Genomic DNA, 14,147 nt, shown 5'->3' with positions numbered 1-14,147 from the left:
TTGCCGGGCTCTTCGTTTTTGGAAGGGGCCGGAAAATCAGGCAGCCTGCACTTTGGCGTCGCGCAGCTTTTCCAGAATGTTCTGCGGAGAGGAGACGCCGTAGGGATCGCTTTCACAGTTGTCGGAGAAGCCTTCTTCCTCGAACCACTGCTCGACCTGGCCATCGTTGACGATCGCGCCGTAACGCCACGAACGCATGCCGAAGCCGAGATTGTCCTTGGCGACCAGCATGCCCATCTTGCGGGTGAACTCGCCGGAACCGTCCGGAATCACCTTGACCTTGTCGATGCCCTGAGCTTTGGCCCAGGCATTCATGACAAAGGCGTCGTTGACGGACACGCAGTAGATCTCGTCAATGCCTTCAGCCGTGAACTCGTCGAAGAGCTTTTCGAAATCCGGCAGCTGGTAGGTGGAGCAAGTCGGCGTAAACGCACCCGGCAGCGAGAACAGCACAACCTTTTTGCCCTTGAAATAGTCGTCGCTGGTCTTGTCTTCCCAACGGAACGGGTTCGGGCCTTCGATGGATTCGTCGCGCACGCGCGTGCGGAAGGTAACGGACGGAACTTTTTTGCCGAGCATCTCTCACTCCGGAATTGGCTTAAGGCAGAATGGTCAGCGCCCTGAAACCGTGTCCGGACCGCGGGAGGATTGCAGCCGGACACCAGAGCCCTGAAAGCGGAAGAGGACACCCGCCTATCGCATTTGCTGCATTGCCGCAATGCTTTTGCCCGCCTGCGACAAAGAAGCTTGTGCGCAGTTTATTCTGTTGGAAAACCTGACGGGATTGACAGGGGGCATCAGCGGCAACGGTCGCCGGCCGCGATTGAAAAATACAGCGAGGCAGTCGCCCAAAATCCTTCTGGATGCGCAAAAAGCTTGCACAGCTTTCCAAGCGGAATTTCTGGCAAATCATTGTCGGAACGGATATTTTTGCCGAAACACGGATTCCGTCCTTGGAGACAGGCCATTTGATGCAAGGGATTTTTCAGACCATTCGGTGGCTCTGCATGGGGTTTGCCGCCCTTGTCTTTTTAGGGCAGCTGGCAATGGTGCTCATGCGCTATCTGCTCGGCGTCGGGTTCCTGGAAATCCAGGACGGCGTGAATTATGCCTTCGCCGCTCTGGTTGCCCTGTCCGTTGCCGTTGCCTTCGATGCCGACAAGCATGTGCGTGTCGATGTCTTCCGGCAGACCTGGAGCGATTGGACCAACCGGACAATCGACGCTGCTGGAGATCTCCTGCTTGCGCTGCCGGTGTTCTGCCTGATGCTGTGGACAGCCTATCCGCTGGTACGCAGTTCCTGGGAAATCCTGGAAGGTTCTCCCGAAACCGGTGGCCTGCCGGGGCTTTTTCTTGTCAAAACCTGCCTCCTGATCCTGCCGGCGCTTGTGGTTCTGTTTGTGCTGCAGCGGCTTATCGGCGTTCTCAGGCGGCCGCGTTCATGAGCATGGATATTGTCTGGCTCATCATCATGGCCGTGTCGGTCTTCGCTTGCATCCTGAGCGGTGTGCCTGTTCTGCTGGCTATTGCTGGGGCGCCGACACTGGTCGCGCTTGCGGCGGCTTCGCTGGGCGCATTCGATCTTCTCTATTTCCAGGCGGTGCCGCAGCGAGTGTTCGGCATCATGTCCAATCCGCTGCTCCTGGCGGTTCCGCTCTTTGTCTTCATGGGACTGGTCCTGGAGAAATCCAGCCAGGCGGAACGCATGCTCAAAAGCCTGTCGGCGGCCCTGGGAGGGCACCAGGCGGCGCTCGCGCTTTCCGTGGTTCTGGTCAGCGCGCTGATTGCGGCTTCGACCGGGATTATCGGCGCAACCATCGTCATGCTCGGCACGATCACGCTGCCGGCGCTGCTGTCGGCCGGCGTCAACAAACACATGAGCAGCGGCCTGATCTGCGCCAGCGGCACGCTCGGTCAGATCATCCCGCCCTCGATCGTGCTGATCCTTCTGGGAGACCAGGTCTCCAACGCCTATTTCGAGGCGCAGCAGGAGGCCGGTAACTTCGCGCCCGATCCGGTGACGGTCGGCGACCTCTTCGCCGGCGCGCTGTTGCCCGGCTTGCTGCTCGTTGCCCTTTACGGCGCTTACGTATTGCTCCGGCTGCGCCGGTCGGGGCAGGGGCGTGATACCGGGCGGAAGTCTTCGCAACGCTCCGTTTCTGCCATAGAACTGATCCGCGACATTGCGCCGACCCTGGGGCTGATCGTGGCGGTGCTCGGCAGCATTCTGGTGGGCATTGCGACCCCGACGGAGGCCGCCAGCGTGGGCGTGGCCGGTGCCATCCTGATTGCGGCCGCAAACCGGGGCGGCGCGATGGCGCGCGTGGCCATGGCTTGCGCCGGTCTGGCGGTGCTGCTTCTTGTCTTGCGTCAGGCCGGGCTGTTCGGTCTCGATTTCGAAGGAGGGCAGGTCAGCTGGTCAGCCATGACCCTGCTGTCCCTGGTGCTGACCGGGACGGCCTTCCTGTTGCTGCTTGCTGCTTCCGGGTCCTTGCTGCGCGGTGGCATTCTGCTGCCGGCGCTAAGGGAAACCGTGACCATAACCGGGATGATTTTCGGCATCGTCATGGCGGCCAGCATCCTGTCGTTAGTGTTCCGCGGCTTCAATGGCGACGAACATGTGGCGGAACTGCTCACCTCTCTTCCGGGAGGCGCCTTGGGAATGCTGGTCTTGACCATGCTGGTCATCTTCCTGCTCGGCTTCATCCTGGAATTCGTCGAGATCATCTTCATCGTCGTGCCGATTGTCGGCCCGATCATCCTGCAGTCGGACATCTCACCGGTCTGGTTCGCAGTCCTGATCGCGCTGAACCTGCAAACATCCTTCTTGACGCCGCCCTTCGGGTTTGCGCTCTTTTATTTCCGGTCGGTTGCGCCGCCTGAAATCCGCACGTCGGATATCTATGTTTCGGTGATTCCGTTTGTTGTCATCCAGCTGCTGGCGCTGGGATTGGTCGCGGCCTTTCCGGCACTGGCGACGTTCCTGCCTGAGATTCTGTTCAGATAATGTGGAGGAGTACCATGAAGAGACGCGATTTCCTGAAAGCGGGCGCGGTCGCCGCGCCTGCCAGCCTGTTGGCCGCCCCGGCGATTGCCCAGGGTAAGATCGAGTGGAAACTTCCAACTTCGTTCCCGGCCAAGGCGCCCGGCGTCGGCACCAACGTGACCACCTTTGCTGACCGGGTGGCGGCGATGTCCGACGGGCAGCTGACCTTCAAAGTGTTTTCGGGCGGCGAACTGGTGCCCCCCTTCGGTGTCGAGGACGCGGTCGAACAGGGCACGGCCGAGATTGGTCACTCAACGCCTTATTACGCAGCCTCAAAGAACTCGGCGCTGCATTTCTTTTCCGCCGTTCCCTTCGGCATGACCGCGGTCGAGACAACCGCATGGCTGCGCTACGGCGGCGGCCAGGATCTTTGGGACAGCATTTACGCAGAGCGCGGCCTGAAGCCGTTCTATTCCGGCAGTTCCGGCGTCCAGGCAGCCGGCTGGTTCAAGAAGCCGGTCGAAAGCCTCAACGATCTGGCTGGTCTCAACATGCGCATTGCCGGCCTTGGCGGCGAAGCCATGCGCAAGCTCGGCGTCAACGCGGTGCTGCTGCCGCCTCCGGAAATCTTCCCGGCCTTCCAGTCTGGCGCCATCGATGCCGCCGAATGGGTCGGTCCGATGCTGGACCAGGCATTCGGTCTGCAGAAAGTCGCCAAATACTGCTATGTGCCCGCCTTCCACGAACCCTCCGCCGCTCTGGAGATCGTGGTCAATAAGGACGCCTATGACAGCCTGCCGGCCAATCTGCAGGCGATCATTGCCAATGCGGCCGAAGCAGCCTCTGTCGAGACCACGGCCCAGTTCGACTATTACAACGCCGTGGCCATGAAGAAGCTGAAGGATGACGGCGTCACCTTCGCGGCCTTCCCGGACGACGTCATAGCCGCCTTGAAGCCGGCTGTCGCCGAGGTGATGGCCGAAAACGCTTCGGCCAATCCAAAATTCGCCGAAGTGCAGAAGAGCTACGACGCATTCCTTGAGCTTGCCAAGGACTATGCGATCCAGGTGAAGGCGGCAACCTTCACCCAGCGGATCTGAGGGCGCTGAGACAACGACAGGCAGCCGGTTGAAAGGACCGGCTGCCTTCTCTGTAAACAGTTGCAGTCACAATTCCACGGACGGGTCGATCAGACCTTCGCGCAGCGCATAGGCGATCAGCTGCGCCACCGAATGCACATCGAGTTTCTTCATCAGGTTGGTGCGATGCCGGTCGACCGTTTTGGCGCTGATGCCGAGGGTCTCGCCGATCTCCCTGTTCGACCGGCCGGAAACGATCAGATTGAGCGTCTGGCGCTCGCGGTCCGACAGCAAAGGTGGGGCAGGTGCATCCCGCAGCATCTCCTCGAACCGGCCCGCGATGTGACGTTGTCCGCTCAAGATATTGGGGAGCTTGGCAATCAGCTCGTCGTGGTCCTCGCTTTTCGAGAACAGGCCATCGACCCCGCTGGCGACGAGTTCACCGATTTTCCCCACCGATGACACGCCGGTCAGGATGACGACCCTCGTGTCCGGCGACCAGCGCCTGGCCTCGACGAAAACCTCCAGTCCGCCCGCAAGCGGCATCTGAACATCCAGAAGGAGTAGGGACGGGCGGTGCCGGCGCACGGCCGCTATCGCTTGCAGGCCGTCATTTGCCTCCGCGACCACCGCAATCCCCTCTGAAACGACGGTTCCCGGGGTTTCCAGGGCAATGCGCAGACCGGCACGGACAATTGCATGGTCGTCTGCAATTACGGCATGAAAGCGGGGCTCTTGCACGATAAGCTCGACCAAACGGATGAAGGGCACGGCGTGAAAGCAGTCATAACATATCTTCTGGTCTGCTTGAGCCTTCTCTTCACCATGCTCCCCGGCAGTGCGCAGGCACAGAAGCCGTTGATGCTCGATCCGTCTGCCAAGGTCATTGATGTCGCGGGCGCAATGCGGTTCGCTCCCGACACCCGGGAAACGCTGCAGGATCTGCAACACCGCCATCGGCGCGGTGACCTCACGCCGGATTTCCAGGCGGCCGGAGCCGCCGTCGTGCCCTACCAGGCCATCTGGGGGCTGGTCGACATCGAGGCGCGCGAGACTGTCGGTGAGGAGAGTGAACACAGCTGGATCCTGACGTCCGGTATTCATGGACTGATCGCGCTCGAGGTCTATCTCTTGCGCGCCGGCGGAAAGAGCGAGCAGCTGCTTGCCCATGATATCCGCTTGCCGTTTTCCGCAAGGGACTACAGCCTGACCCGGCTGCGCAGTGCGCCGGTCACGCTGGTGCCGGGGGAACGTGCCACGCTGGCCGTGAGGATGGTCCATGGCGCGATCGAGGAGGCCAATTTCGCGCTCGAAGAGCCATCGGAACATCTAGCAGCCGCCTTTGCCGATGTGCTGAAACTGGCCGGATTCTATGCTTTTCTCGGCGCCTGCCTGCTGTTCTTCTTTGTCTTCAGCCTGGCCATGCGCAGCCTCGTCGAATTCGCCTATGCGTTGCTGCTGCTGCTCGGCCTGGGCTTCGTCGCCTATCTGGATAATTTTCCGTTCCGCTGGCTCTATCCGGACCATCCCGACTGGCACTTGCCAGTTGGTCTTGTTCTTTTTCTGATCCTGATCGCGGAAGGATTTTTCACGGCGGGCCTGTCGATCCGGCGCTATTCCAGTGAGCAGAAACATGTACGGCTGTTCTACGCGCTGTCAGCTGCTGTGCTTGCCAGCATTGCCCTGGTGTTTGTGCTTCCGGCGGAGATCGTTGCGCCGCTGAGCTACCTGCTGATGGCCGCCATGTTTGCCACCCAGGTCTATTGCGTCTTCCAGTGGGATGCTTTTGACGGTGCCAGAAGACGTGTGGTGCGCTGGGTCACGCTGGTGACGGTGCTTGGCTTCTCCGCGGTCGTGGTCCTTGCAATCGCCAGAACAGGTGTCGGTGACATCTCCATTCCCTGGTTTATCAAGGGCGTCTACGCGACGCTCGCCTTCGGCGTCATGGCTGGCCTCTCCACCGGCCTGATCGAGCTGCGCCGCGAACATGCCGATGCGCTCGCCCGGGAAATCGAGGCGGTGCGGAAGGAAGCCGCCGTCACACAGGAACTCCTGAAGGCGGAACAGAACTATTCCCGTGTTCGCGACCTTGCCGACAAGCGGCAGCTTCAGTTGGCGTCCATGTCCCATGACATCAAGCAGCCGCTGAGTGCCTTGCGCATGAGCGTGGAGGCGATGACACGCGACGATCCGGGCGCGACGCGCGCACGCCTCCAGGAAGCCTTCGACTACATTCAGGACCTGGCCCTCAGCCATCTGGACGAAGCACAAATTGAAGCGGCCGGCGAAAGCGCCAAAGACAATAGGGACACCGTGCAGTCAGAAGCCGAGCCCTATAGCGTCTCCCTAATCCTCGACACTGTCGGTCAGATGTTCGGCGATGAAGCCCGGATCAAGGGACTGTCCCTCAAGGTCGTCAATTCCAGTGCTCTGGTCTCTGTTCAGCCCCTGGCCCTGATGCGGATCGTTTCGAACCTGGTGTCGAATGCCATCAAATACACAGACAAGGGCAAGGTGCTGGCGGGAGTGAGGCGGCGGGGCGGCCGGATCGAGATCCAGGTCCTCGACACCGGGCCCGGCATGAGCGCCGAGGATCTCAACCGCTATCGCCAAGCCTGGCAATCGGGCGAGGGCAGCGAAGGGCACGGCCTCGGGCTCGCCATCTGCGCCGAACTCGCCGCGGGGCACGGGTTATCGCTCGATGCCGCGTCGCTGCCGGGCAGCGGCACAAGGTTCTCGCTCGGCATACCGCTCGTCGCGGCCACTCCGCCCGAAGGCGCTGGCCAGGACTGACAGGCCTTCCCGGCGAGAGGGCCCGGTTTCCGGCGACCCGACGATTGGGGGATTTACCCCATAACGCAGCGGAGCGGCCGTTCTTAGCTTTCTGACAACGCTAACGCAGTCAGGAGCAAGTTCATGGCCCCCGTCGAAATTCCCCCGCAAGTGACCTTTGCCCTCTTGGGCGAAGCGACCGCCCTGATGGCGGAAAGCCCGCTTCACAAGGAGCGCAGCATCGCGGCAATCGGCGGATTGATCCTGCCGCCGCTGATGCTCGGCCAGATGCGTGTCTGGCGGCGCGCCGGCCGGCCGGTTGCCCTGGCGACCTGGGCGTGGCTCGACGAGGCGAGCGAACAGGCCGTTCTGCACCAGGACCACACACCCGCACCCGAGGAATGGAACAACGGCGACAACCCCGTCGTGATCGATTTCATAGCGCCCTTCGGAGACGGGTTTCATGTCGCGCGCGATCTGAAACGCACCGTCTTTCCAGAACGTGCGCTTCGCTCGGTCCGGCGCGATTCAACAGGCCGCATTCTGCGCGTCGTCCAGCACCCCGGACGCGATCAGTTCGGCCGTCCCGTCAAGGCCCGCGCCTACGCGGCGTGATCCAAATCCTTCCAGATAAAAGGACTTTTCGAAATGGGCTCTTCTTCAAGCATTCACCAGACCTACAAGCTCTACGGCCTTTACGGCAACAAGGATGCCGGTGACGGCAACGACACGATCTACGGCTATTCCGCGATCCGCAACAAGCTCTGGGGCGGCTCCGGCAACGACTATATCGAGGCCTGGGCTCCGACGAACTATCTCTATGGCGGCTCGGGCAGTGACAAGATCAAGGCCTATGGTGCCACCAATTATCTTTATGGTGGCAGCGGCACCGACAAGCTCTATGGATATGGCGCCTATAACGGCATGTATGGCGGCACCGGCAACGACACTCTCTATGGTTACGGCGCCAAGAACGTCATGCGCGGCGATAGCGGCTACGACAAGCTCTACGGCTATGGCATCTACAATGACATGGACGGCGGCAGCTACAACGATACTCTCTATGGCTACGGTGCCACCAACATCATGAAGGGTGGTTCGGGCCATGACGGTGTCTATGGTTATGGCGCCTACAACAAGATGTATGGCGGCACCGGCAATGACACAGTGAAAGGTTATGGCGCGTCCAATGTCATGTATGGCGAGGACGGCGCGGACCACATGGAAGGCCGTGGCGCGTCAAACGTCATGTCCGGCGGCAATCACGACGACAGAATGTATGGCTACGGTGCCTCCAATGTGATGCATGGCGACAGCGGCCACGACACGATGGAGGGGCATGGCCTCTCGAACGTGATGCATGGCGGCACCGGCGACGACACCCTGAAAGGCCATGGCGCGTCCAACGTCATGTACGGCAATGACGGCGAAGACCACATGGAAGGCCGGGGCGCTTCCAACGTGATGCGCGGCGGCGATGGCGACGACGCCATCTACGGCTACGGCGCGTCGAATGTTATTCATGGCGAGGCCGGCAACGATCACATCGAAGCCGTTGCCGGTGCCACCTGGGCCTATGGCGGGTCCGGCAACGACACCATCAAGGCGGCCGGCGGCATCAACGTGCTTCACGGCGACGACGGCAACGACACGATCGAGGCCGTTGGCGGTGTGAACCTCATCCATGGCGACGCGGGTGACGACGACATGCTTGCCCTTGGCGGCGTCAACACCATGTGGGGCGGCACCGGCGAAGATCGGATGAAGGCGCTCGGCGTTGCCAATATCCAGTTTGGCGGTGAAGGCAACGATCTCCTGGCCGCGGCCGGCACCGGCAACCTGCAATTCGGCGAGGCCGGCAACGACAGTCTGTTCGGGCTCGGAACCAATGTCGGCCAGTTCGGCGGCGACGGTGCCGATGTCCTGGTCGGTGTTGCCGGGGTCAACCTGCAGCATGGCGGCGCCGGCAATGATGCGCTTTTTGCGGTCGGCGGCGCGAATATCCAGATTGGTGGCTCCGGGGATGACGTCCTGATGGCGGGTGGCACCAGCAACATCCAGTTCGGCGATCACCTGTGGAGCGCGGTTCCCTCCGATCTCGGCTTCGATGACGGCAAGTTCGCCGAGGTCATCGAAAACTTCGACGAGTATTTCGAGACGACTGGCGGCGGCACCAACGTGCTGATCGGTGGCGGCGCCAACAACTTCCAGTTCGGCGGCTCGGGCAAGGACTATGCCTTCGGTGCCGGCGCGGCCACGGTCCAGGTCATGGGCCAGGGCGATGATGTCATGGTCGGCGGCGGCGTCGGCGTCCTGCAATATGCCGATGCCGGCAACGACATCGTCATCGGCGGTGGCCAGGGTGTTGCCCAGTTCGGCGGGGATGGATCGGATGTCATGGTTGCGGCCGCCAAGGTCGTGGCCCCGCAGTTCAAGGGCGCTGTGTCCTTCCAGCATGGTGGCGCCGGCACCGACGTGATGCTTGGTCTTTCCTTTGGTGACGAGGCCGCTGTGACCTTGTCGCCCAACACGGAAACCGACACGGACGGCAACCGCAAGGGCGCCGTCGTCACCGGGGCCCTGCCGGAGGAACTGGTTCTGACGGCCCAGCTCGGCGGCGAGGGCGCAGACCTGATGGTTGCCGGCGGTCCCGGCGCGATCGTTCACGGCGGCGCCGACAATGACGTCGCCTTTGCCCTGGCGGATACCAATTCGCTGGTCATGGGCGGTGAGGGGGACGATCTGATCCTCTCCAGCAACGGTCTCGACAAGCTGATCGACGCGTTGGAAATGCAGCAGGAAATCGACCAGGGCGAAGCTCCCGAAGTCCTGGCGGTCAGTGCGGGCAACCTCTATGCCGGTGGGGACGGCAACGATGTGATCCTGGATGTGATGGACTTCACCAAGCTGATCATCCACGACGTCCTGACCGACGTGCCGCTGGTGCAGACCTTCCGGTCCGCTCTGACAAGCACCGCCAACGCGATCAAGGACGTCACCGAGCCGGTGTCGGATCTGATCGACGCGGTCTCCGATTTCAGCCCCGACCTGGGACTGCCCGGCATCGGCGCCTATGAGGTCAAGGCGAATGTCACTCTGGGCGGCGCCGGCGACGACGTCCTCGGTGGGGTCGGTTTCCTCTCCGGTGAAGCCGGCGACGACACCTACACGATCTGGGCCGACGGTGAAGTCAGCATTGCCGAACGCGCCACCGACGGCATCCAGTCCTTCCTGGAAGGCTTTGGCGTCGAGTTGCCCGAGCTCGACGAGCTGAGCCAGGCGCCGAGCGGCAACGACACGATTGAACTTCGCAGCTTCTCCGCGATGGCGTTGGAAGAGGACACGTTCTTGTTCACGCGGTCGGCGGATGCGCTGCAGATCCAGGTCGAGGACAGGACCGTCGCCACGGTTCACGGCATGGACGACGCCTCCTCAGCTGTGGAATGGCTCGACGTGGTCCAGGGCGCCGACAGCTTCCGGTTCGACCTGACGGCGATATACCATCAGGTGGGCGTCGAGGACGGCGTGAGTTTTGGCGCCGACAGTGTCTCCATCGGATCGGAGACCTTCGCCTCCGCAGACATTCTGGCGCTTCTCGACGGCGCAGCGGACACGCTCGGCGCTTTTGGGGCTTCGGAGGCAAGCGCTGTCGGTTCCGATCTCGATACGGCTCTTGGTCACGGTACCAGTGCCCTGGACATGAGCGTACCGGGCACCGATTTCATCTGACACCGGCTGAAAAGGATGTGCCAGCAAAGGGGCGGTCCGGGACCGCCCCTTCGTGTGTGCAGATGGTGTCTGTCACGCCTGGCGGGAGTTCATGGGTCGCTTCTTTGCCCAAACCCTGTTGGTGAAATCTGCAACCAGTGATAGTTTCTTGAAAAAGATTAAATCAGAAAGACATGCAGCAGCCTGGGGAGGTCAATCATGAAATCCATTCTTTCGGCCCTTGTTCTAGCCTTGAGCCTGTGTCTGTTACCGGCTTCGCCCGCGGCCGCCAACGACCTGCCGCCGCCGCGGTCGGACAGTTGAACCCTACCGACACAATTCCTTGCCTGTAGCGGCAATGATTATGCGCTTTGTTATTATTCCGGTCCCGAGATCGCGACGCCCAGCCACCGCTATTCCGATCCGCCCGTGATGCCCTGCGAGCTGGATCCGAACGATCCCGGGGCAGCCGCCTGCACCTGTTATGCGGTGGACGGGGAGACCGGGGCACCGGATGGGCAACAGCTTGGTCTTGAGTTTCAGAATAATTATGTGCTGTTGACCAGCATCTTGAACCCAGAGGTGCTAGGGTCTGTGGACATTTAGGTTTCGGTCTTGGCGCTTGTCGGATTTCGGTCTTCGAGCAGAAGGAAAGTTCGCAGTGGTGCTGCCCACTACAAGAACTTTCCGACGCACGCGAAACCGAAATCCGCTGCGTCCCCCCAGATATCAGGAATGGGGGATTTGAATGCAAATGGCTCATTTCGGCGTCGCAAAGGCTTGAAAGGGTTGACCCTTCCTGCGCCTTTGCTTCTTGAACTCGAGCCATTTGCATTCAAACCAAGACCAAATCCTAATTGTCCACAGACCCTAGAGGAGACGCGCACCACATGCGGGCCGTTGGGCAAGAAGTGTCTCAACATGATCAACCTGAACAAGTGTTCGGAAGCCAAGTTCAAGCCTGAAGAATGCCAGCAGGCCGCTGTCTGCTCCATGCTCGGCAGCGCCAGTGACAACAAGAAACAGACGCTTTATCCGGATCGGCCGGACGTGCATCTGATCTCGACCTTCAGCTTCGCGCATGTCTCTGAGCATAGCTTCGGCTCGACCACCTGCGACAGTGGGCTTTATGCGGGCTGCATGACCGCGCCGTGTTCGATCGATGAAAACGGCCTGACCACCTGTCAGTGTCCGACGTTTACCGGCCCCTATCAGGTTGGACAGCGTTCCAAGCGGTTGAATGAGCTGGGGCTTGGTTGCGATATTTCGCCAAATGTGTGGTCGGCCGCCAATCGCATTACGCCGCCGCTGCAGTAGAAAGTGTGTGGGTTGGTTTGCTGCCGGAGCAAGGTCGACGGCGGCAGCCAATCAGCTCTCCAGCTTGCGCTCACGCAAGACGATATAGATACCGCTGGCAATGATGATTGCAGCGCCGAGATACGTGGCGAGGTCCGGGATTTCTCCCCAGAGCAGGTAGCCCAGCAGGGTCGCCCAGATCAGGGCCGTGTAGTCGAACGGGGCGACGACCGCCGCCGGCGCGAAACGGAAGGCCTGGGTCATCAGCGTGATGCCGACGGTGCCGAACAGCGCCAGGCCCAGAAACAGCCAGGTGTCTTCCAACCGCGGCGGAACCCAGACAAAAGGCATCACCAGGGCGCTCAGGAGCGCGCCGGCGCCGACCAGGTACAGCATCATGGTCCAGACGCTTTCGCGCGGATCGACCCAGCGGGCACTCAGCATCAGCAAGGCATAGAAAAACGCGGTCGTCACCGGCAGCAGCGAGGCCGTCTGGAACGTGTCGCCACCCGGGCGAACGATCACCAGCACCCCGGCAAAACCGACCAGAACCGCTGACCAGCGCCGCCAGCCGGTCGGTTCCCGCAGGATCAGCGCCGACACGGCGGTGACAAAGACCGGCATCACGAAGATCAGGGCGGTCGCTTCGGCCAGGCCCAGATAGAGAAAGCTGGTGAAGAACAGCGTCGCCGCGATCAGCCACAGGACACCGCGCAGGAGATGAGCCACCGGCCGGTGCGTCACCAGCGCGGCGCGTCCACCCATCTTGAGCGCGATCAGCATGGCAAAGGGCAGGGCGATGATGTTGCGCAGGAACAGGATCTGGATCGGCGAATAGCCCTCCGTCAGCGTCTTGGCGATGGCATCGTTGACGCAAAGACTTGCAACCCCTAGCGACATCAACAGGATGCCGGTTGTCGCCTGAGAGCCTGTGCCGGCTGTTGCTGTCTGCATACCTTGGTCTCCTGCCCGAAAGATCAGGTAAGCACAGGCGGGTACTTACGCAAGGCTGGTGTTCGCCGCATTGGAACGGACCCGGTCGGCAAGGCAATTCAAGGGTGTAAATTTCACTCAATTCATATAAGGTTTTGTATGCCTTTTGCGAGAAGCCTGCTTTTTTCGTTGTTGACGCTGTTATGTTTCGGCAGCGCGGCTTTCGCGGATACCCCGGATAAAATACGACTGACCAATGGGGAGTGGGCGCCCTATCAGTCGGAAACTCTGCCCGGCTATGGAGCGGCATCGTCTCTTGTTACGGCTGCCTTTGCCGCCGTCGGCATAGACGTGGAATATGGATTCTTCCCGTGGAACCGGGCGATGGTGCTGGTGGAACGTGGCGCTTGGGACGGCACGTTCATGTGGGTTCTGACACCTGAACGTGAGCGCATTTTCCTGGCAAGCGATCCGCTTTTCACCTTGCAGGAGGTTGTCTTCTTCAACAAGGACCATGCGCTTGATGCCAGCAAACCGGAAGACCTGAAAGGCAAGGTCATGGGCGCACTCGATTCCAGCGCCTTCGGCCGACAATTCGCGCCTCTGATTGAGGACGGTTCGATCACTGTCGCTCGTGTGCAGAACAATCAGCAGCTGTTTGAAATGCTGGCCATGGGACGGGTGGATTTTGTCCCGGAGCTTGAAACCAGCGGTTATGAAGCGGTGCTGGAACACCTGACGCCGGACCAGCAGAAGCGGATCGGCCATCTGCACACCATGACCTATGCCTGGTCCTATCACTTGCTGGTATCGCGCCAGATCGATGACGGCCCCTATTTCATCGATTCTTTCAACCGCGGCCTGGAAATAATCCGCGGTACCGGCGACTTTGACCGTATCATCGGAGCCCTTATCCGGCCCAAGACAATCAATTGACGCCGGAAGTCATTTGACGGACGTGGCCTGACTGGACAGATACCAGGCACGGCACGCCGCCTTTGCGTCTTCGGCCCGCAAATGATATTGAGCCGCCCATGACGACTTCTGACCGCCTCTACACCCGCCATCAGCCGCGCTTTTCCGTGGCCCCCATGATGGAAGGGATCAAAGTCGCAGGTTTCTGCCGTTTTTGAGCCAATGGTGTAAATTTGGTGTACTTGGTTATTCGTTGTGTATTCCAAAACTACGCAACGCATAGCGAGTTCAGGCAATTTCAAGCAGAGAAATTTGAGCGCACCTCGTAAGCAAAAGGTAAGCGTTGGCAGCACCCCACGTTGCCCGTCTTGATCCGGGTTGCGACTTGATACGCATCTCAATGTTGGGAGTGCGTTTCGCAATGTGTGCTACAAATTCGTTTCTCAAATCCCTTGGTG

Annotated in this window: 11 protein-coding genes; 8 read left to right on the top strand and 3 right to left on the bottom strand. The window is 60.7% G+C overall.

Annotation, left to right across the window (positions count from 1 at the left end; translation table 11 throughout):
- Window positions 1-36: 36 nt before the first annotated feature.
- A complete protein-coding gene (locus M0H32_RS21420) occupies window positions 37-579 on the bottom strand; it encodes a peroxiredoxin (RefSeq protein ID WP_248157486.1) in 543 nt (180 codons plus the stop codon).
- A 428-nt stretch (window positions 580-1,007) separates the two neighbouring features.
- On the opposite strand from M0H32_RS21420, the gene M0H32_RS21415 reads away from it, so the two are divergent.
- The 3 genes from M0H32_RS21415 to M0H32_RS21405 are packed head-to-tail and all read left to right on the top strand — an operon-like array spanning window position 1,008 to window position 4,086.
- Window positions 1,008-1,445 (top strand): TRAP transporter small permease subunit, encoded by a 438-nt coding sequence (locus M0H32_RS21415; RefSeq protein WP_248157484.1) that lies wholly within the window; start codon window positions 1,008-1,010, stop codon window positions 1,443-1,445.
- A complete protein-coding gene (locus tag M0H32_RS21410) occupies window positions 1,442-3,007 on the top strand; it encodes a TRAP transporter large permease (RefSeq protein ID WP_248157482.1) in 1,566 nt (521 codons plus the stop codon). Before M0H32_RS21415 ends, M0H32_RS21410 begins: the two co-directional genes overlap by 4 nt.
- A 14-nt stretch (window positions 3,008-3,021) precedes the next feature.
- Entirely contained in the window at window positions 3,022-4,086 is a 1,065-nt protein-coding gene (locus M0H32_RS21405; protein ID WP_248157480.1) for a TRAP transporter substrate-binding protein, read from the top strand.
- Between the two features lie 66 nt (window positions 4,087-4,152).
- Here the strand turns inward: M0H32_RS21405 and M0H32_RS21400 are convergent, their stop codons facing one another.
- A complete protein-coding gene (locus M0H32_RS21400) occupies window positions 4,153-5,142 on the bottom strand; it encodes a response regulator (RefSeq protein ID WP_248157478.1) in 990 nt (329 codons plus the stop codon).
- On the opposite strand from M0H32_RS21400, the gene M0H32_RS29660 reads away from it, so the two are divergent.
- From M0H32_RS29660 to M0H32_RS21380, 4 genes are all read left to right on the top strand, one after another.
- Window positions 5,071-6,858, top strand: a complete 1,788-nt coding sequence (locus M0H32_RS29660; RefSeq protein WP_248157475.1) for a sensor histidine kinase — start codon at window positions 5,071-5,073, stop codon at window positions 6,856-6,858. The genes M0H32_RS21400 and M0H32_RS29660 overlap by 72 nt on opposite strands.
- Before the next feature lie 123 nt (window positions 6,859-6,981).
- Window positions 6,982-7,452 (top strand): toxin-activating lysine-acyltransferase, encoded by a 471-nt coding sequence (locus tag M0H32_RS21390; RefSeq protein WP_248157473.1) that lies wholly within the window; start codon window positions 6,982-6,984, stop codon window positions 7,450-7,452.
- 33 nt (window positions 7,453-7,485) lie between these two features.
- The gene (locus M0H32_RS21385) at window positions 7,486-10,566 is read left to right on the top strand and encodes a calcium-binding protein (protein ID WP_248157471.1); all 3,081 of its coding nucleotides are present in this window, start codon (window positions 7,486-7,488) and stop codon (window positions 10,564-10,566) included.
- Window positions 10,567-11,466: 900 nt separating this feature from the next.
- The gene (locus M0H32_RS21380; protein ID WP_248157469.1) at window positions 11,467-11,862 is read left to right on the top strand and encodes a hypothetical protein; all 396 of its coding nucleotides are present in this window, start codon (window positions 11,467-11,469) and stop codon (window positions 11,860-11,862) included.
- A 51-nt stretch (window positions 11,863-11,913) separates the two neighbouring features.
- On the opposite strand, the gene M0H32_RS21375 is transcribed toward M0H32_RS21380, so the two are convergent.
- Entirely contained in the window at window positions 11,914-12,795 is an 882-nt protein-coding gene (locus tag M0H32_RS21375; RefSeq protein WP_248157467.1) for a DMT family transporter, read from the bottom strand.
- 138 nt (window positions 12,796-12,933) lie between these two features.
- On the opposite strand from M0H32_RS21375, the gene M0H32_RS21370 reads away from it, so the two are divergent.
- Entirely contained in the window at window positions 12,934-13,710 is a 777-nt protein-coding gene (locus M0H32_RS21370) for a substrate-binding periplasmic protein (protein WP_248157465.1), read from the top strand.
- The last annotated feature ends 437 nt before the right edge of the window (window positions 13,711-14,147 follow it).

This window comes from Roseibium sediminicola, assembly GCF_023156505.1.
GTDB lineage: Bacteria > Pseudomonadota > Alphaproteobacteria > Rhizobiales > Stappiaceae > Roseibium > Roseibium sediminicola.
Note: the sequence above shows the minus strand (reverse complement) of the source record. Positions and strands in the feature narration are given on the sequence as shown.

What these genes read in the sequence shown, in the direction of transcription:
- M0H32_RS21420 (WP_248157486.1), bottom strand. Translation starts at nt 579, where the DNA reads ATGCTCGGCAAAAAAGTTCCGTCCGTTACCTTCCGCACGCGCGTGCGC.
- M0H32_RS21415 (WP_248157484.1), top strand. Translation starts at nt 1,008, where the DNA reads ATGGGGTTTGCCGCCCTTGTCTTTTTAGGGCAGCTGGCAATGGTGCTC.
- M0H32_RS21410 (WP_248157482.1), top strand. Translation starts at nt 1,442, where the DNA reads ATGAGCATGGATATTGTCTGGCTCATCATCATGGCCGTGTCGGTCTTC.
- M0H32_RS21405 (WP_248157480.1), top strand. Translation starts at nt 3,022, where the DNA reads ATGAAGAGACGCGATTTCCTGAAAGCGGGCGCGGTCGCCGCGCCTGCC.
- M0H32_RS21390 (WP_248157473.1), top strand. Translation starts at nt 6,982, where the DNA reads ATGGCCCCCGTCGAAATTCCCCCGCAAGTGACCTTTGCCCTCTTGGGC.
- M0H32_RS21385 (WP_248157471.1), top strand. Translation starts at nt 7,486, where the DNA reads ATGGGCTCTTCTTCAAGCATTCACCAGACCTACAAGCTCTACGGCCTT.
- M0H32_RS21380 (WP_248157469.1), top strand. Translation starts at nt 11,467, where the DNA reads ATGATCAACCTGAACAAGTGTTCGGAAGCCAAGTTCAAGCCTGAAGAA.
- M0H32_RS21375 (WP_248157467.1), bottom strand. Translation starts at nt 12,795, where the DNA reads ATGCAGACAGCAACAGCCGGCACAGGCTCTCAGGCGACAACCGGCATC.
- M0H32_RS21370 (WP_248157465.1), top strand. Translation starts at nt 12,934, where the DNA reads ATGCCTTTTGCGAGAAGCCTGCTTTTTTCGTTGTTGACGCTGTTATGT.